The sequence below is a fragment of the Azospirillum picis genome (assembly GCF_017876115.1).
GTDB classification, from domain to species: domain Bacteria; phylum Pseudomonadota; class Alphaproteobacteria; order Azospirillales; family Azospirillaceae; genus Azospirillum; species Azospirillum picis.
The window spans coordinates 120586-139083 of record NZ_JAGINO010000021.1; the positions used below are offsets into that span (position 1 = coordinate 120586).

Consider the following 18498-nt stretch of genomic DNA (forward strand, 5'->3'; position numbering starts at 1 on the left):
CGGCCCGGCGGACATGGCCCAGCGGACACGGCTCAGCGGACGGTGACGGTGATCTTCTGCGACATCACCGGCGGGTCGTGCGGGACATGGTCGGCATCGCCGAGCACCATCTGCAGCGTGTGGCGCCCAGGCGGCAGGTCCAGCCGCGCCTCGGTCTGGCCACCGCCGAAATGAAGGTGCTGCCGGTCGTTGGGGATCGGCTCGCCGGGGTTCCCGAGATCGGTGTCGACCAGCAGGTGGTGATGGCCGGTGTCCGGCTGCGCCACCCCGGCCGGCGCCACGCCCATGTTCTGCAAGCCCATGCGCACCCACAGCTTTCCGCCGGACACCACCGCGCCGTCACGGGGCCACAGGATGTAGGCGTGTGCGTCGTCCGGTGCCTTCGACCGGTGGGCGGTATCCGCGTTCCCCTGTTCCTGGCCGTTTCCCGGTGACGGCAAGAGCAGCGGCAAGACCAGCACGGCACCGGCCGCGATCACGGCAGTCCGCATCATGACGTCCTCCCCGGTTCTTCATGCCCTTCGTCGGATGCCGTCCATCTTAGTCTTCCTCCGGGAAGCGAAGCGCCCTGTAATCATAGGTAAGCCAATCAATCCGCGACCCGGGTCATCCGTGTTCCGGCTGGTGTGGGATCGGCCCGTGGCCTCCTTCCGAATTGGTGCAGCGGCCGGGATCGGGAGCCGGGCCGGGGGGCTTGGCAGCCCTTCTCCAATGCCTCAGCGTTCGATGCCTCAGCGCCGGATGCCGAACAACTGCTCGTTCAGGGCAGACCGGCTCGCCGGATCGGGGGCGCCGTCGCGCGGCCCCTGCCGGCCCGCCACGGGCACACCGGACATCGGCAAACCGGAGGATGAAAGGCCGCCCATCGGGCCGGCGGCCATGCGTCCGGTTGCGGGAGCGCCACCCATCCAGGGCGGGAAAGGTCCGCCACCACCCCCGGCGGCGATGCCGGCCCCGGCGGGCGGCCCGCCGCGCGGCGCCACGCCGGCCAACGCCGCGGCAGACAGCGGAACCCCGCCCGATCGGACCTCGAAGGCCTGGGCGGACCCGGCCCAGGACGCCAGGAAACCGGCGAGAAAGACGGCGGAAAGCGCGATGGCGGGAGCGGCGGCCATCGGGCCGTGCCGGGGCTTGGAACGGGGACCGGCGTGGGGGACGGTGCGGCGCATGGGCGCTTCCTTCGATCCGGGCGGGCTGGTGGGCCGCGACGACCACAGCCTAGCGCCGCCCCACCGTCGCCCGCTGTGGCCCAGCTCACAGCCGCGGGCTAGCGCCACCCGGATGTCCGCAATCCCTACCCGAGACCCCACCCGACCCCCGCCCCGGCTCCTCCGGGATGAGGCCGGCTGCCTGCATCAGGCGGCTGCGGGTGTCCAGGAGCCACTGGGACACGCCAAGCCTTTCGGCGTCCGGCTGATAGGCCGCCATCCGTTCCAAGACCGTCTGCCGAAGGTTGGGTGGAGCGGGCATCGACCATGGCGCATTACATGCTCTACGCCCTGCTGGCGGCGGAGGCCTGCCTTGGCTTCCTGCTGCGCTGGTCCGGCAACGAAGCGATGAGCTTCTTCGGCATTCTCATCCAGCCGCCATTCCCGCCCTTCTCGAAGGACGGGCACCGTCTCGTCGGGGAGATCCACGAATGGGTCGGCTGGACCATCGTCATTCTGGCCGCCGGGCATGCGGCCGCGGCGCTCTACCACCATTATGTGCTGCGCGACGATGTGCTGCGGCGCATGCTGCCCGACGGCCGGGCGCACGCCAGCGACACCTGACCGCGGGAGCGATCACCGCGATCCGGGCGAGGAGGCGGGTGACCGGAAACCCTACAGCTTCCAGCGCAGTCCGGCGGTTGCGGAGACGCTGTTGGCATGGGCGCGCAGTTCGTCCTGCACCGTGACGCCGGCGCTCAGCCGCTCGTCCAGGTCGACCGCCAGCCCGGCGCCGAGCAGCGCCGCGTCGCGGCCGGGGTTGGCCGACTGCACGCGGAACGCAACCCCGGACAGCCGGTTGGTGCTGTCCGCCGTCACGTCGGCGAAGTCGTGCGCCCACGCCGCCGAGGCGCTCGGCCGCAGCGTCCAGCCCCCCAGCGTCACCGCCGTGCCCGCCCGCACCCCGATGCTGCCGCGCACGCTCGTCCAGGCCGACGCCTCCACCGACAGCGCCGCAGCGCCGCCATCCTCGGTGAAGCCGCCGCGGGTGATGCGATCCAGCCGCAAGCCCGCCCGCGGCTCGATCCAGGCACTGCCGGCCAGCGCCATCCGGTGCCCGGCCGCCAGCTCCGCCGACAGGTCGTGGCCGTTGGCCTTACCCGATGCCCCGCCCGATGCACCTTGGCCGAAGCCGCCGAAGCCGATCCCCCGGTCGCTGTCATAGTGGGCGTAGCCATAGCCGACCGCGCCCTCGACATAGGGGCCGGCATAGCCCATCACGTCCCAGCTTCCGTACAGCGTCGCCTGGTAGCTGTCGGTGTCGGCGCGGCCCAGCTCGCCCTGCGTCGACACGCGGTTGCGCAGGTAGCCCAGCGCCACGCCGGCGCTGACCCCGCCGTCATAGGCATGGTCCGCCCCGACCAGGAAGCCGCCGATGCGCTCGCTCATCCCGGCGGCGTTGCCGTCGGCGCCGACCCGGCCGTAGCCGGCCAGCGGCTGGCCCCACACGCCGCCCATGCCGGTACCGGTGGCATCGCCGGCCGCCGTGCCAATCGCCGTGGCGCCGCCGGTGCCGGCCGACACCTGCACGCTACCGCCACCGGCACCACTGCCGGCGCCATCACGCAGCGCCGCCAGCCGGCCGGCCACCGCCTGGCCGAACAGCCGGCGGTTGGCGAGGTCGGCGGCCAGCGTGTCGGCATGGGTCTGCCCCGACAGCCGGTCCAGCGCCCCGGCGATGCCGCCGGCATCCAGGCCGTAGAGCCCGCTGAACAGCGGCGCCAGCTCCCCAGACAGCCGGGTGCCGGCGGCCGGGCGCAGCGCATCCACCGCAGCCCCCGCCGCACGCTGGTTGCCCGAGCCGCCGAGCGTGGCATAGCCGGCCGGCGTCACCACCAGCCGCAAGGCGGTGGCGTCGTAGAGGGTGTCGAAGCGGGTGCCGGCGGCCAGCCCTTCCACCGGCTGGACCAGGCGGTCGAAGCCGCCGAGCACGCCACCGGAGGCGGTGACGACGGCGAAGCTCTGGCCGAGCGTGGCGGTGTAGGCGTTGGTGGCGCTGCCGGCGATGCCACGCAGCACCGGGGCCAGCGTGCCGGCGGCGGTGAAGCTGGCGCCCTGCACCGCGACCTGGTCGTGGTGGCCGGCGCCGCTGCCGGCGGTGGGGCCGTCGATCTCGGCGCGGTAGACGCTGGTGCCGGTCAGGGTGACGGCGGACCGGGCGGTCAGCACGCCCGGCGAGTTGCCGGGCGACAGGGTGCCGGCCACCGTGGTGGCCCCCAGGATGGTGCCATTGCCGCTGAGGGTGGAGCCGGTCTTCACGTCGACGGTGCCGGCGGCGATGCCGTTGACCCTGGCGGCGCCGCCGTCGCTGACGGTGAGGGCACCGGTGCTGCCGGTGGCATCGACGGTGAGGGTGGCGTTGCTGACGGTCACCGGGGCCATGATGGCGCCGTCGACGGTGACGCTGCCGCGGTTGCCGGCGCTGACGGCGCCGTTGATGACGCCATTGGCGGCGACGGTGACGCTGCCGCCGGAGACGGTGACCGCCCCGCCGACACCACCGCCCTCGACCACCATCATGCGGCCGCCTGACAAGACGGTAACCGGGGCGGCGACGATCCCGCCGACGGTGGCCGAGCCGCTGGTGATGCCGAGCGGACCGGTGATGGTGCCGCCGTTGCCGACCGTCAGGCTGCTGGCGCCGTCGATGCCGACGGGTCCGGAAACGATGCCGCCGACGCTGGCGCTGCTGGCGCCGGTCAGGGCCAGCGGGCCGGTGAGGGTGCCGGTGCGGCCGATGGCCAGAGTACCGCCGCTCTCGACGGCGACGCCGCCGCTGTTGGTGACGCTGCCGTTCAGCACGACAGTGCCGGCGCCCGAGACCGCCAACCTGCCGCTGCCCGACACCGGGCCGGACAGGGTGACGGAGGTGCCGTTGGGGGTGATGCCGCCGTTGTTGGCGGTGACGATGACGGGCTGGGCAAGGGTGAGCGTCGCCGACGGCGCCAGGGTGCCGCCGTCGAAGGTGATGGTCCCGGCCTGCGTCAGGCCGTCGGGATCGGCCCCGCCGCTGCCGATCACCCCCGGCGCCACCCCCGGGACCGGGGGAGAGGGGGGCGAAACCGGCGGCAGCGGTGAGACGGGCGGTGAGACGGGTGGGGAGACCGGTGGCGGGGCGGGGGGTGCCGGCGGCGGCGGGGACGGCAGGGTCGCCGTCAGGACCAGGCTCTCGCCCACCTTGCTGGCGGTGAGCAGGAAACCGGGGTCGGTGCCGGAAACGGAACTGAAGGCCGAATAGCTGCCGGTTCCGCCCGGACGGACGATGGTGAAGCTGTCGCCGGCGGACAGGATGGCCGCCGAGCTGTCCAGGACCAGCGCCGCGCCGGTGACCGTCGCGTTGCCGGTGGCCGTCAGGTTGCCGTAGCCGGACGGGCCGGCGGCGGCGATCTCCAGCGTGCCGCCGGTCTGCAGGTAGTTGCCGGCGATGGTCACCGGGTTGACGAGCCTCAGCACCGCGCCGCTGTTGACGACCGTGCGGCCCCCGACGTCGATGTCGTCGTTCAGCAGGATCCTGCCCGCGCCGAACAGGACGTTGGAGGCGGTGTTGGTGATCGTCCCCTTGCCGGTGCCGCCGGTGCCGCCGCCGAAGCCGGTGAGCACGCCATGGCCCGGACCGCTGCCGCCGCCGAAAGCGAGGTCGCCGGGGCCGGCATTGGTGATGTTGCCGGCGATCAGGCCGGCGTTGAAGATGGTGCCGATGCTGCCGGTGCCGCCGACCGCGATGGCGCCGGACAGGCCGGTGATGGTGCCGCTGTTGACGAGCGTGCCGATGGCCGCGGCGTTGCGGACGACCACGCCCGTCTGGCCGGCGATGATGCCGGAGCTGTCGAGGATGCCGATGCCGCCGCCGTTTTCCGACACCACGCCGGCCCCGAGGACGGAGCCGGTGTAGGTGGACCCCCTGATCGTGCCGCCGTTGACGAGCGTGCCGATCGTGCCGCCGTCGTTGTGAAGGCCGTAGATGCTGCCGCCGATGCCGCCGGAGCCGTTGCTGGCGGCGGCAACCAGCCCCTGGTTGCGCAGCAGGCCGATCGTGCCGCCGCTGGCGACGCCGCGCCGGTTCCCGGTTATGGTGCCGCCCGCGTCGTTCCCCAGGGTCCCGATGCTCCCCTGGTTGTTGAGCCCGAGGGCATAGCCCGAGGTGCCGATGCCGAGGATGGTGCCGCTGTTGGTCAGCGTGCCGATCGTGCCGCGGTTGTCGACGGGATAGTTGATGGCGGATATGCTGCCGCTGTTGATCAGCAGGCCGATCGTGCCGTAGCTGGCGATTGCGGGGGCAACCCCGCTGTTGGCGATGGTGCCGATGCGGCCGGTCACTTCGTTGTAGATGCCGCCGACGATCGTGCCGGTGCCGGTGTTGGTCACCCCGCCGATGCTGCCGTAATTGTCGATCGCACCGTTCAGCCCGCCGACGAGCCACCCGCTGTTCGTCAGCGTGCCGATGGTGGCGTTGGTGTCGTTGCTGAGAAGAAGGTCATTCGAGTTCCCGGCCGCCATGTAGCCACTGTTGGTCAGCGTCCCGATCCTGCCGGCATTCATGAGCCCGGTGCCGAAAGACGCCCTGATCGTGCCGCTGTTGGACAGCATGTCGAGAATGGTGCCGTAATTTGCGATGGCGAGGCTTTGCGTCCCGCGGATGGTTCCCCCGCCGGTGATGGACAGGCTGGTCAGGGTCGAGACGTTGAGCGGCGCACCGCAGTCCGTCGAGATGGTGGCGTTCGGCCCGGTGATGAGGGTTCCGCAAAGAGCGGCCTCGGCGCCGTTGATGGCCAGGACGGACAAGCCCAGGCCCAGTGCGAAAGACGAGGCACCGCCGCGAAGACGGCGCTTCCGGTCAACTCCAGTCCCCATCTCCCCGCGCGAAGTGGCGACACCCGACATTGCGCCGACGATCATAACGGCTCCCTTTTCGAATCCTTCCGCCAAACCATCGTCCCATCCACAGAAATCAAGCGCAATCTTAAGAAGATTTTGCCAGATTTACTTTCACACCGAAATCCATTTTTCCGGAAGCCCGTTCTTTTTACTCTTGATCGCACTCGGCATGCCGGCCAACAAAGCGGAAAGCTTCGGCGGCTCCGCACCCTATACACAAGAAATCGATTTAGACAGATGACCATGCGTCCAATTTTTTTGATCATCCATCCACATCGGAAGAAGGGCATGCCGGGTGGCGGCCGCGCCCCATGGGTGCGGGGCCGCCGGCACCGCTTGAAGTCGAGTATTGCAGTCGGGATTCAGAGCAAAAGCGGCCGGGGTGGCGCCAATGCTCGAAACCGGAAGGGCGGACGGCGAACAGAACCCGCGGCCGGTCATGTAAACAGGTGCAATCGGGCCTTGTATGTGCCTGAAAAACAAAACATCATCCTGGCCAACCAATAACAGGGAGCTTGCGAGACACCATGACCGCTGAACGCCTGCGCGCCCGTCTCTTCGCCCGGATCACCGCCCCGCTTTTCGCCGTCGGCATCGGCATCGCGGCCGGCCCGGCGACGGCGGTCGCCGAGACCTGGGACATGCCGACCCCGTACCCGGACACGAACCTGCACACCGTCGTGGTGCGCCAGTTCGCCGAGGACGTGAAGGCGGCCACCGGCGGCAAGATCCAGATCACCGTCCATTCGAACGGCTCGCTGGTCCGCCATCCCGAGATCAAGCGCGCCGTCCAGTCGGGCCAGGCGCAGTTGGGCGAGGTGCTGATCAGCTCCTGGGCCAACGAGGATCCGCTCTACGGCCTGGATTCGGTGCCCTTCCTCGCCACCGACTTCACGGCGGCCCACAAGCTCTACGACGTCTCCAAGCCGTACCTGGAGAAGAAGCTGGAGCGCCAGCGCCTGAAGCTGCTCTATTCGATCCCGTGGCCGCCGCAGGGGCTCTACGTCAAGGACGAGATCCAGTCGGTGGAGGGGCTGAAGGGGCAGAAATTCCGCGCCTACAACCCGGCCACCACCCGCATCGCCGAACTGACCGGCGCCGTCCCGGTCAAGATCGAGGCGGCCGAAGTGGCGCAGGCCTTCGGCACCGGCATCGTCACCGCCATGATCACCTCGGCCGCCACCGGCGTCGACACCAAGGCCTGGGACTTCGTCAAGGTCTACTACGACGTGCAGGCCTGGCTGCCGCGCAACATGGTGTTCGTCAACGCCGAGCTGTGGAAGGGGCTGGACCCCGCGACCCAGAAGGCGGTCCAGGACGCGGCCGCCAAGGCCGAGGCCGCCGGCTGGGCCGAGTGGGAGAAGAAGACCGCCGACCTCAACAAGACCATGGCGGACAACGGCATGAAGGTGCTGCCGCCGTCGGACAAGCTGAAGGACGGCCTCGGCGCCATCGGCAAGACGATGACGGACGAGTGGATGAAGGCCGCCGGCTCCGACGGCGAGGCGATCATCGCCGCCTTCCGCAAGTAGGACCGCGCCGGACAGCGGATCTGCCGCGCCCGGCGGACCGGCGCGCCGCCCCCCGCAGGTTCAGCGGGGACGGCCGGCCGCCGGCCCGCCGGGCGCCTTTCTTCACGACCGACCGCAGGAGGTGGTTGCGCCATGCGCACCGCACTGTCCATCCTCTACAAGGCCGCCGAGATCCTGGGCGCGGTCCTGCTTGCCGCCATCGCCCTCCTGGTGGTGACCCAGGTGGCGAGCCGGCTGCTCGACCGCATGGTGCCGGGCGCCGACGAGCTCGCCGGCTACTGCATGGCCGCGTCCTTCTTCCTGATGCTGGGGCCGTCGCTGCGCCGCGGCGCGCACATCCGGGTCGGCGTGCTGGTGGAGCGGCTGCACGGCGGCGCGCGGCGCGCCATGGAGCTGCTGTGCCTGGGCTTCGCCACCGCGCTCAGCGCCTATTTCGCCTGGTACTGGGCGCGCATGACCTATGATTCCTACGATTTCGGCGACCTCAGCCAGGGGGTCCTGCCGATCCCGCTGTGGATGCCGCAGGCGCTGATGGCGGCGGGGCTGGCCGTGCTGGTGATCGCCCTGCTCGACGACCTGCTGGCGGTGCTGCGCGGCGGCGAGGCCTCCTACCAGCAGGCCGGCCTGCAGAGCGAGGGCTGAACGATGGACCAGACAACCGCCTCCATCGTCGTCGTCGTGACCATGTTCCTGATGCTGGGCGCCGGCATCTGGGTGGCGCTGGCGCTGGCCGGCGTCGGCTTCGTCGCCATGGCCCTGTTCACCGCGCGGCCGGTCGGCATGGTGATGGCGACCAACATCTGGGGGGCCAGCACCTCCTGGACGCTGACGGCTCTGCCGCTGTTCATCTGGATGGGCGAGATCCTGTTCCGCACCCGCATCTCGTCCGACATGTTCAAGGGCCTGGCGCCCTGGACCGGCTGGCTGCCCGGCCGGCTGATGCACGTCAACATCATCGGCTGCTCGATCTTCGCCGCGGTGTCGGGATCCTCCGCCGCCACCGCCGCCACCATCGGCCGCATGACGATCCCCGAGCTGAACCGCCGCGGCTACGACCCGATGATGACGCTGGGCTCGCTGGCCGGGGCCGGCACGCTGGGGCTGCTGATCCCGCCGTCGATCATCATGATCGTCTACGGCGTCGCCGCCGACGTCTCGATCGCCCGGCTGTTCATCGCCGGCGTCATCCCGGGCATCGTGCTGACCGGCCTGTTCATGCTGTATGTCGGCGGCTGGTCGCTGCTGAACCCCGGCCGGGTTCCGCCGCCCGAGCCGCCGCAGAGCTTCGCCGGCCGCATCCGCGACACCGGGGCGCTGATCCCGGTGGTGCTGCTGATCGCCGCCGTGCTGGGCTCGATCTATGTCGGCATCGCCACCCCGACCGAGGCGGCCGGCATCGGCGTGCTGGGCTCGCTGGTGCTGGCGCTGGTGACCGGGACGCTGAGCTGGACCAACTTCCGCGACAGCCTGTTCGGGGCCGCCCACACCTCCTGCATGATCGGCTTCATCCTGGCCGGCGCCGCCTTCCTGACGGTGGCGATGGGCTATACCGGCATCCCGCGCCTGCTGGCGGAATGGATCACCTCGATGCAGCTTTCGGCCGCGGCGCTGCTGGTGGCGCTGACCGCCTTCTTCGTGGTGATGGGCTGCTTCCTCGACGGCATCTCGATGGTGGTGCTGACCACCTCGGTCATCCTGCCGATGGTGCAGAGGGCGGGGATCGACCTGCTGTGGTTCGGCATCTACATCATCATCGTGGTGGAGATGGCGCAGATCACGCCACCGGTCGGCTTCAACCTGTTCGTGCTGCAATCGATGACCGGCAAGGACATCTTCACCATCGGCAAGGCGAGCCTGCCCTTCTTCCTGCTGATGGTGGTGATGGTGGGACTGCTCTGGCTCTTCCCCGGCATGGTGTCGTGGCTTCCCTCGCTGATGATCGGGTGAGGGGGCCGGCCGTGGACGTCCGCTTCACCAGCGCCGGCGACACCGCCTTCAACGTCGAGTTCGGCGAGGCCATCGACCGGGCGACCAACGCCCGCGTCATGGCCCTGCATGCCCGGCTGAAGGCCGACCCGCCGCCGGGGCTGGTGGAGACGGTCCCCACCTTCCGCTCGCTGCTGGTGGTCTACGATCCCGTCGCCACCGGCCGGCGCGAGGTGCAGGCGGCGGTGGAGGCGGCGCTGGCCGGCAGCACCGCCGTTCCGGCGGCGGGCCGGTCGTGGCGGCTGCCGGTCTGCTACGACCCGGAGCTCGGCCCCGACCTGGCCGGGCTGGCCGGGGCGCTGGGGCTGGCGGCGGAGCGGCTGGCGGCGCTGCACGGCGCGCCGGAGTATTTCGTCTACATGCTGGGCTTCATGCCCGGCTTCGGCTACATGGGCGACCTGCCGGCCGAACTGGAACGGCCGCGGCGGCGCGAGCCGCGGCTGCGGGTGCCCGCCGGCTCGGTCGCCATCGCCGGGCGGCTGACCACCGTCTATCCCTGGGAAAGCCCCGGCGGCTGGCACCTGATCGGCCGCTGCCCGGTGCCGCTCTACGACGGCGGCCGGCCCGAGCCGGTGCTGCTGGCCGCCGGCGACCGCGTGCGCTTCGAGGCGGTGGATCGCGCCGCCTTCGACCGCATCGCCGGGGAGGTGGCCGAAGGCCGCTTCGACCCCGCCGGGCTGAGGGCGGCGCCATGACCGTCGCCGCTGATGCCGATGCCGCCGCCGCCAATGCCGATGCCCGGCCCTGCCTGACGGTGGTCCGGCCGGGCCTGTTCGCCACCATCCAGGATCTGGGGCGCTTCGGCTACCAGGAGCTGGGCATGCCGGTGGCCGGCGCGCTCGACCCGCTGGCCCTTCGGCTCGCCAACGCGCTGGCCGGCAACCCGCCCGGCACCGCGGGGCTGGAGATCGCGCTGCTCGGCCCGGTGCTGCGGGTGGACGCCGGCTCCGTCCGCGTCGCCGCCGCCGGCCCGCTGGCGATGACGCTGGAACGGCCGGGGCAGGCGCCGGAGGTGCTGGCGCCGCACCGCAGCCACACGCTGCGGCGCGGCGACCTGCTGCGGCTGGGGGCGGTCGAGGGCGCCGCCGTCGCCTGCCTGGCGGTGGCCGGCGGCTTCGCGCTGGAGCCGGTGCTGGGCAGCCTGTCCACCTATGTGCGCGCCGGCGTCGGCCCGCTGGGCGGCCGGCCGCTCGCCGACGGCGACCGCCTGCCGCTCGGTCGCGGCGAGGCCCCCGCCGGCCCGGACGTCGAGCTGCCGCAGCCGCCGGATTACGGGACCGGACCGCTGCGCGTTGTCCTCGGGCCGCAGGAGGACCGCTTCACCGAGGCGGCGGTGGCGACCTTCCTGTCGGCACCCTACCGCGTCGGCAAGGAGGCCGACCGCATGGGCCTGCGGCTGGAAGGCCCGGCGCTGGAGCATCGCGGCACCGCCGACATCCCGTCGGACGGGCTGGTCACCGGCTCGGTCCAGGTGCCGGGCAGCGGGCAGCCGATCCTGCTGCTGAACGACCACCAGACCGCCGGCGGCTACGCCAAGATCGCCACGGTGATCTCGGCCGACCTGCCGCGCGCCGGCCGGCTGCGCCCAGGCGACGCGCTGTCCTTCCGCGCCGTCGCGGTGGAGGAGGCGGAGGCGATCCGCCGGCGCCAGGAGCAGGCCATCGCCGCCTGGATCCAGGCCATCCGCCCGGCCCGCCCGGCCGGCGGCATCGATCTGGAGGCGCTCTATGCCGAGAACCTGATCTCCGGCACCGTCGACATCGTGAACGGCGGCAGCGACCTGCCGCTGGCGTGAGGCGCGGGGGATCGCAGCCGCCGCCAGATGCGGGATACATGACCGCCGTGTAATCACAGGCTACGCTCCCGATCGGTCCGGGCGGCATCGGCATCCCGATTACCTCCTCCCGGACGCGACGCCACGGCGGTACGTCTCACGCCCCGATCGATTGCGCTTCTTCACGGTGGCGATCCGCCGGCTGCCCGGCCATCTTCAGAGCATCTCGCCCGGCCGGCAAACCGGATGATGCCCATCCACCGGCGCAGCGCGTGCAGTGGCTGCACGTCGGCCGTGGCGAGAACGACCCCCGCGCCGGCCGACCGGGAAATGTGAAATCCCTGTCACCCACATCTTCGAAGTGCACCCGGCGACGCGGACGGTGTAGGCTTCCCATCGTCACTTGATAGAGACGATCATGGCCACCGCGTTCACCGATCCCCCCGCCATCGTCAAGGCCGTCCATACCGTCCGCCTCCACAGCCGCGACTGCCACGACCTGGAGACGCGCGAGTACCTGATCCGGGTCGAGCGCCGGCTCGTGGCGATGGTGCAGAGCGACTTTTCGCCGATGGCCCGTTGAGCCCGTCCAGCCCCCGCGGGTGCGCCCGGCGCCGCTTGAAGCGATCACATTCCAATGCCGCCCCATAGATGCCGTCCTGCCGCAGCCGCCGACGGAATGCGGGGCATGCCGCGCAGGTGGTTGACCCGGGACCGTTCGTACACTCAAAAATAGAGAGGCTGAACGGTCGGGAGATTGCCGACCGGGACCTTGCCGGCCGGGAACTTGCGGGGCGGATGCATATGGCGGTCATCAGCGGTCAGTGTTCGGAAGGGCGGCCCCCACGGGCCGGCCGGCTTTTCGCCGCGCCCCACCCCGGAGGCGGGCGATGGTAGCCGAGGCGATGCCGGGTCCGCTGGCAACCCTGCCGCCGCTGCGGCCGGCGCTGGCCGGCATGACGCTCCTGCAGGCGCTGGTGGCGCTCGGGCTGTTCGCGCCCGGGGTGCTGGCGCCGCGCCTGGGGATCGACGCGGCCGGCCTCGGGCTGTTCACCACCGCCGGCTTCGCCGTCGGCATGGCCGCCTCGCTGGCCGGCGGCGTGCTGGCCGGACGGCTGGGCGCCTTCCGCGTCGCCAGCTTCTGCGCGCTGGCGGTGGCGGTGTCGATGCTGTGCGCGCTCGCCGGGAACGGGCCGGCGGCGCTGCTGGCGGCGGGCATCGTCATCGGGCTGGCCTGCGGCCCCGAGACCCCGGCCAGCGCCGCCATCCTCGGCCGGCTGGCCAGCGCCGCCCAACGGCCGATGGTCTTCTCGATCCGCCAGACCGGCAACCAGCTCGGCGCCATGGCGGGATCGCTGGCGCTGCCGGTGCTGGCGACGGCGCTCGACCCACGGGCCGGCTATGCCGCCATCGCCGTGCTGGCGCTGGCCGGCGCGCTGCTGTTCGACCGGATGCGCCCGGTCTACGACCCGCTGACGCGGTCGGCCGGACCCCGCTTCGGGCTGCTGGCGGCCTGCCGGCTGTTGCGCGGCGACCGGACCCTGCGGCGGATGGCCCTGGCCGCCTTCCCCTATTCGGCGAGCCAGCTCACGCTCAACGGCTTCTTCGTCGTCTTCGCGGTGGCGGAGCTGGGGCTGGAGCATGTCGCCGCCGGACTGGCGCTGGCCGCCGGGCAGGCGGGCGGGCTGGTCGGGCGGCTCGGCTGGGGGATGGTCGCCACGCGCTGGATGGCGCCGCGCCTGCTGGTCGGGCTGCTCGGGCTCGGCATGGCCGCCGCCTCGACCCTGCTGGCACTGGCCGGCGCCACCCTGCCCCTTCCGGCGCTGGGGCTGGTCACCTTCCTGTTCGGGTTGACCGCCAGCGGCTGGAACGGCGTCTTCCTGGCCGAGGTGGCGCGGCTGGCCCCGGCCGGGCGCATCGGCGAGGCGACGGGGGCGGTGATGGTCGGCGGCTTCGCCGGCCTGATCGCCGGGCCGATCCTGCTGGTCGCCATCGCCGCGGTCAGCACCCTTTCCGTCGGCTACCTCGTCGTCGGGCTGCTGGCGGCGCTGGCCGGGCTGAGTTTCCTGGCCGACAGGTCCTGACCGCACCGGCCGCCCCCTCCCCCGCACCGCCCCACCCCCCGTCCGCGCGGGCTCCTTTCCCGCGAACCACCCGGCGCCGACACCCGGATCCGGCGCTGACGAAATGCCGCATCCGGCACCGTTGACCGCCGGGCGGAAGCGCGACTACCATACCAGCAACTGGAATGGTAGTATGCAACGCCACGAACGGTGCCCTTGGACGCGCCGCTTCCCGACGATGGCCGGACTGCTCCAGGAGACAATGCTGACGCGCGTGACCGCCGCCGGCCGATGCAGGGGATCCGAAGACCCGGATCCCGTCGATCGGCAGGGGGACGGCCATTCATCGATGCAAGGACCCGCGCGGGCGCACATGCCGGCGCGATGACCGGCGGCGGTGACACGCGCCCTGGCTGGAGGCGCCAATCATGAGCGATCAAATCATTGCCGACGCGGCCCCCGGGGCCGCATCGGCGGAACCGGCAAAGACCGGCGGCATCGGCAAAGCGGCTGTCACGGTGAGCAAGGCCATCGGCCGCTACCGCTGGACCATCTGCGGCCTGCTCTTCTTCTCGACCACCATCAACTACATGGACCGGCAGGTCCTGGGCCTGCTGAAGTCCACGCTGATGGGCGACATGGGCTGGACCGAGTCCGACTTCGGCGACATCGTCGCCGCCTTCTCGCTGGCCTACGCCTTCGGCTACATAGGCTGCGGCCGGTTGATGGACAAGGTCGGCATCCGCATCGGCCTGCCGGCGGCGGTCGCCGGCTGGAGCTTCTTCGCCTGCGTCCACGCCTTCATGGGCAGCGTCTTCGGCTTCAAGATCGCCCGCGCCGGCCTGGGCCTGACCGAGGGCGGCAACTTCCCGGCCTCGATCAAGGCGGTGTCGGAGTGGTTCCCGGCCAAGGAACGGGCGCTCGCCACCGGCATCTTCAATGCGGGATCCAACGTCGGCGCCGTCGTGGCACCGATCCTGGTGCCGATCCTGCTGGTCGCCTATGGCTGGCAGGCCGCCTTCCTGGTCACCGGCGGCATCGGCTTCTTCTGGGTCATCGCCTGGCTGCTGATCTACCGCAAGCCGGAAGAGCATCCGAAGCTGACGGCCGAGGAGCTGGCCTACATCCGCAGCGACCCGGTGCTGCCGCAGGAAAACATCCCCTGGATCAAGCTGCTGAGCTACCGCGGCACCTGGGCGAACATCGTCGGCACCTGCTTCTCGGCCCCGGTGTGGTGGTTCTACCTGAACTGGGTCCCGGGCTTCCTGAACAAGCAGTATGGCGTCAACCTGTTCGGGGCGATGCTGCCGCTGATCATCATCTACACCATGGCCGACTTCGGCAGCGTCGGCGGCGGCTGGTTCTCCTCGCACCTGATCAAGCGCGGCGTGAAGCCCCTGCGGGCCCGCAAGCTGACCTTCCTGGTCTGCGGCCTGTGCGTCCTTCCGGTGTTCTTCGCCTCCACCGTCTCCAGCATGTGGATCGCCGTGCTGCTGATCGGCATCGCCGCCTCCGCCCACCAGGGCTATTCGGCCAACGTCTACACCATCGTCTCCGACACCATGCCGCGCAACGCGGTGGGCTCGGTGGTCGGCATCGGCGGCTTCTGCGCCTACTTCGTCGGCATGTTCGTCTCGATGGGCGTCGGCCGCCTGCTGGATGCGACCAACGGCAACTACCAGGTGCTGTTCGGCATCGCCTCGGTCCTCTACCTCGTCGGCCTGGCGATCATGCACTTCATCCTGCCGAAGACCGGGTCGGGCATGACCCCGGCGGGCATCGAGGTCTGAGCCGAGGCCCGGACACCTTCTCTCCACCGCCCCAGGGCTCCGGGGCACCCGCCCCGGAGCCCCGTTCGACCCAACGTCCCACCAACCGTTTTCCCGCCAACCGATTTTTCCAATGACGGAGCACCGGCCTCCCCCGCAAGGCGGAGAGACCGCAGCGACCGCCGCGAACCGGAGCCCATCATGCCCGACGCGATTACCGTCCAGCCGACGACCCATCCTTCCGGAACCCGTCTTTCCAGCGGCAGCCTCGACAGCCTGCCCGCCACCATCGGGCGCCCCGCCTACGACCGCGCCGCGGTCACCCCGGGGATCGTCCATATCGGCCTCGGCGCCTTCTGCCGCGCCCATCTCGCCACCTACACCGACGACGTGCTGGCCGCCGGCGACACGCAGTGGGGCATCGTCGGGGTCGACCCGCTGTCGCCGGCGATCCGCGACGCGCTGAAGCCGCAGGATTGCCTCTATACCCTGCTGGTCCGCGAGGAGGGCCGCGACAGCCTGCGCGTCGTCGGCTCCTTCCTCGACGCCCTGGTCACCGCCGACCAGCTCGACGAGGTGCTGGCGCTGATGGCGGCGCCGGCCACCCGCATCGTCACCCTGACGGTGACCGAGAAGGGCTATTGCCAGGACGCCGCCACCGGCGCGCTGGACGAGGCGCACCCGCTGATCCGCGCCGACCTGGACGCGCCGGAAGCACCGCGCAGCGTGCCGGGCCTGCTGGCCGAGGCGATCCGCCGCCGCCGCGCCGCCGGGGTGCCGCCCTTCACCGTGCTGGTCTGCGACAACCTCGCCCAGAACGGCATCAAGGTGCGCGGGATCGTCGTCCGCTATGCCGAGCTGCGCGATCCCGATCTCGCCGCCTACATCGCCGCGCAGGTTTCCTTCCCCTGCACCATGGTCGACCGCATCACCCCCGCCACGCAGGACGCCGACCGCGCGACGGTCGAGGCGGCGCTGGGCTGCCGGGACGCCTGGCCGGTGGTAAGCGAGCCCTTCAAGCAGTGGGTCATCGAGGACCGCTTCCCGCTCGGCCGTCCGGCCTGGGAGAAGGCAGGCGCCATCCTGGTCGAGGACGTCCATCCCTTCGAGCTGATGAAGCTGCGCTGCCTGAACGGCGCCCATTCGCTGCTCGCCTACCTGTCGGTGATCGCCGGCATCGAGACCATCGCCGACGCGATGGCCGACCCGCAGCTTCCCGCCGTGGTGCGCCGGCTGTGGGCCGAGGACCTGATCCCCACCCTGCCGCCGGTGCCCGGCACCGACATCCCGGCCTACACCGCGGCGCTGGAAGCGCGCTTCCGCAACCCCGGCATCCGCCACCGCACCATCCAGATCTCGTCCGACGGTTCGCAGAAGCTGCCGCCGCGCCTCTTGGAGCCGGCGCGCGAGCTGTTCGCCGCCGGCAAGGCCCCGGCGGTGATCCCGCTGGCGGTCGCCGCCTGGATGCGCTTCCTGCTGGAGGTCGACGAAAAGGGAACCGCCTACGCCGTCGCCGACCCGATGGCCGCGGCGCTGACCGGGATCGCCCGGGCGAACCGCCAGGATGCCGCCGCCCTGGCCGCGGCACTGTTCGCCGTCGAGGACATCTTCGCGCCCGAACTGGTCGCCGAGCCGGCCTTCCGTGCCGCCGTCGTCGAGCGGCTCGACAGCCTGATGACCGTCGGCGTCGCCGCGACCCTGTCGGCGCTCCTCGGCACCCCGTAACGCCACCCCAAATCCGCACCCCACTCGGCACCGGGCAGAGCCGCCGCGCCAAGCCGCGGCCCCCGGGGCCTTCAGAAAAGGACAAGATCATGCAAGAGACCTGGCGCTGGTTCGGCCCCGACGATCCCGTCACCCTGGAAAAGGCGCGTCAGGCCGGCGCGACCGGCATCGTGACCGCGCTGCACCACATGAACCAGGGCAGCGTCTGGACCACCGAGGAGATCATGAAGCGCCGCGCCATGATCGAGGCCGCCGGCCTGACCTGGGCGGTGGTCGAGAGCATCGGCGTCGGCGAGGAGATCAAGACCCGCACCGGCAACTTCCAGGCCAAGATCGACAATTACAAGCAGTCGATCCGCAACGTCGCCCGCGCCGGCATCCCGGTGATCTGCTACAACTTCATGGTCATCACCGACTGGAGCCGGACCAACCTGATGCACCGGCTGCCGAACGGCGGCTATGCGCTGCGCTACGACAGCGTCGACTTCGCGGCCTACGACCTGTTCGTGCTGAAGCGCCGCAACGCGGCGGCCAGCTACGACCCCGCCCATGTCGCCGCCGCCGAGGCGCGCTTCGCGGCGATGACCGAGGAGCAGGTCGCCGAGCTTGAGCGCAACCTGATCGACTGGCTGCCGGCCCGCGACTTCGCCTACGACCGCGACAGCTTCCGCGGCATGCTGGAGCTGTACCAGGAGATCGGCGTCGAGGACCTGCGCGCCAACCTGATCGCCTTCCTGCGCGAGATCACGCCGGTGGCGGAGGAAGAGGGGGTGCGGCTGTGCATCCACCCCGACGACCCGTCCTTCCCCATCTTCGGCCTGCCGCGCGTGATGTCGACCGCCGAGGACGTGCGGGCGCTGTTCGAGGCGGTGCCGCAGGAAGCCTGCGGGCTGACGCTGTGCACCGGCTCCTTCGGGTCCAACCCGAAGAACGACCTGGTGGCGATGGCCAAGGAATTCGCGCCGCGCATCCATTTCGTCCACCTGCGCAACACCACGCACGAGCCCGACGGGTCCTTCTACGAGGCCGACCATCTCGGCGGCGACACCGACCTGATCGGGGTGACCGCCGCGATGATCGCCGAGGAGGGGCGCCGCAAGGCGGCCGGCCGCGCCGACGCCCAGATCCCGATGCGGCCCGACCACGGCCACCTGCTGGGCGACGACATCGGCCAGACGATGAACCCCGGCTACTCCTTCGTCGGCCGCCTGAAGGGCCTGGCCGAGCTGCGGGGCGTGATGCGGACCGTCGAAGCCTTCCGCGAAGGCCGGGTGGCCTGAGAGGGGTGGCCTGACAGGGTGTCTCGGGGAAAGGCCGCGTCGGCGCGGCCTTCCCCCTGGTGCCTTCAAGGATTTCAGGACCGGATGCGCCCGCCCTCGCGGAGCACTGCTGCCTCACGGCGCCCCGTTCCCGTTGTCATATGACATCGGATGGTTGTTCGATAACAATCAAGATGGATCCGTCTGCTACTTAGCATTACAGTTGCGATAGAGCGTCCTCCCGCCTGTTGAACAGGCTTTGGGAGGTCGCCATGTCCGGTGTCGCGGTCGAGGACCTGCTGGGGCT

Annotated in this window: 14 protein-coding genes; 11 read left to right on the forward strand and 3 right to left on the reverse strand. The window is 71.1% G+C overall.

What is annotated here, in order from left to right; translation table 11 throughout:
• Positions 1–32: 32 nt before the first annotated feature.
• Positions 33–494: a DUF4399 domain-containing protein gene (locus tag J2850_RS24030; RefSeq protein WP_209987454.1), complete on the reverse strand. Its 462-nt coding sequence runs from the start codon at positions 492–494 to the stop codon at positions 33–35.
• A gap of 237 nt (positions 495–731) precedes the next feature.
• The gene (locus J2850_RS24035) at positions 732–1169 is read right to left on the reverse strand and encodes a hypothetical protein (protein ID WP_209987457.1); all 438 of its coding nucleotides are present in this window, start codon (positions 1167–1169) and stop codon (positions 732–734) included.
• 177 nt (positions 1170–1346) lie between these two features.
• Here J2850_RS24035 and J2850_RS24040 point away from each other — a divergent pair, with 177 nt between their 5' ends.
• Positions 1347–1772: a cytochrome b gene (locus J2850_RS24040; RefSeq protein WP_281415076.1), complete on the forward strand. Its 426-nt coding sequence runs from the start codon at positions 1347–1349 to the stop codon at positions 1770–1772.
• A gap of 51 nt (positions 1773–1823) precedes the next feature.
• On the opposite strand, the gene J2850_RS24045 is transcribed toward J2850_RS24040, so the two are convergent.
• Positions 1824–5990: an autotransporter outer membrane beta-barrel domain-containing protein gene (locus J2850_RS24045; protein WP_209987463.1), complete on the reverse strand. Its 4167-nt coding sequence runs from the start codon at positions 5988–5990 to the stop codon at positions 1824–1826.
• 620 nt (positions 5991–6610) lie between these two features.
• On the opposite strand from J2850_RS24045, the gene J2850_RS24050 reads away from it, so the two are divergent.
• The 10 genes from J2850_RS24050 to uxuA all read left to right on the forward strand — a co-directional run bounded on the left by J2850_RS24050 (position 6611) and on the right by uxuA (position 18212).
• Complete coding sequence (locus tag J2850_RS24050; protein ID WP_209987466.1) at positions 6611–7615, forward strand: TRAP transporter substrate-binding protein; 1005 nt, start codon at positions 6611–6613, stop codon at positions 7613–7615.
• A 132-nt stretch (positions 7616–7747) separates the two neighbouring features.
• Positions 7748–8257 (forward strand): TRAP transporter small permease, encoded by a 510-nt coding sequence (locus J2850_RS24055; protein WP_209987469.1) that lies wholly within the window; start codon positions 7748–7750, stop codon positions 8255–8257.
• A gap of 3 nt (positions 8258–8260) precedes the next feature.
• Positions 8261–9562 carry a TRAP transporter large permease gene (locus J2850_RS24060; RefSeq protein WP_209987472.1) on the forward strand — a complete coding sequence of 434 codons (1302 nt, stop codon included), beginning with the start codon at positions 8261–8263 and terminating at the stop codon, positions 9560–9562.
• 11 nt (positions 9563–9573) lie between these two features.
• Positions 9574–10296 carry a 5-oxoprolinase subunit PxpB gene (gene pxpB / locus J2850_RS24065; protein ID WP_209987475.1) on the forward strand — a complete coding sequence of 241 codons (723 nt, stop codon included), beginning with the start codon at positions 9574–9576 and terminating at the stop codon, positions 10294–10296.
• The gene (locus J2850_RS24070) at positions 10293–11396 is read left to right on the forward strand and encodes a 5-oxoprolinase subunit C family protein (protein ID WP_209987477.1); all 1104 of its coding nucleotides are present in this window, start codon (positions 10293–10295) and stop codon (positions 11394–11396) included. Before pxpB ends, J2850_RS24070 begins: the two co-directional genes overlap by 4 nt.
• A 397-nt stretch (positions 11397–11793) precedes the next feature.
• Positions 11794–11958, forward strand: coding sequence for a hypothetical protein (locus J2850_RS24075; protein WP_209987479.1), 165 nt, complete (start codon positions 11794–11796; stop codon positions 11956–11958).
• Between the two features lie 307 nt (positions 11959–12265).
• Positions 12266–13459 carry an MFS transporter gene (locus J2850_RS24080; RefSeq protein WP_246513471.1) on the forward strand — a complete coding sequence of 398 codons (1194 nt, stop codon included), beginning with the start codon at positions 12266–12268 and terminating at the stop codon, positions 13457–13459.
• A gap of 407 nt (positions 13460–13866) precedes the next feature.
• Positions 13867–15228, forward strand: coding sequence for an MFS transporter (locus J2850_RS24085; RefSeq protein WP_209987482.1), 1362 nt, complete (start codon positions 13867–13869; stop codon positions 15226–15228).
• Between the two features lie 180 nt (positions 15229–15408).
• On the forward strand, positions 15409–16932 hold the full coding sequence (locus tag J2850_RS24090; RefSeq protein ID WP_209987484.1) for a mannitol dehydrogenase family protein: 1524 nt from the start codon (positions 15409–15411) through the stop codon (positions 16930–16932).
• Positions 16933–17021: 89 nt separating this feature from the next.
• Entirely contained in the window at positions 17022–18212 is a 1191-nt protein-coding gene (gene uxuA, locus J2850_RS24095) for a mannonate dehydratase (protein WP_209987486.1), read from the forward strand.
• Positions 18213–18498: the final 286 nt, after the last annotated feature.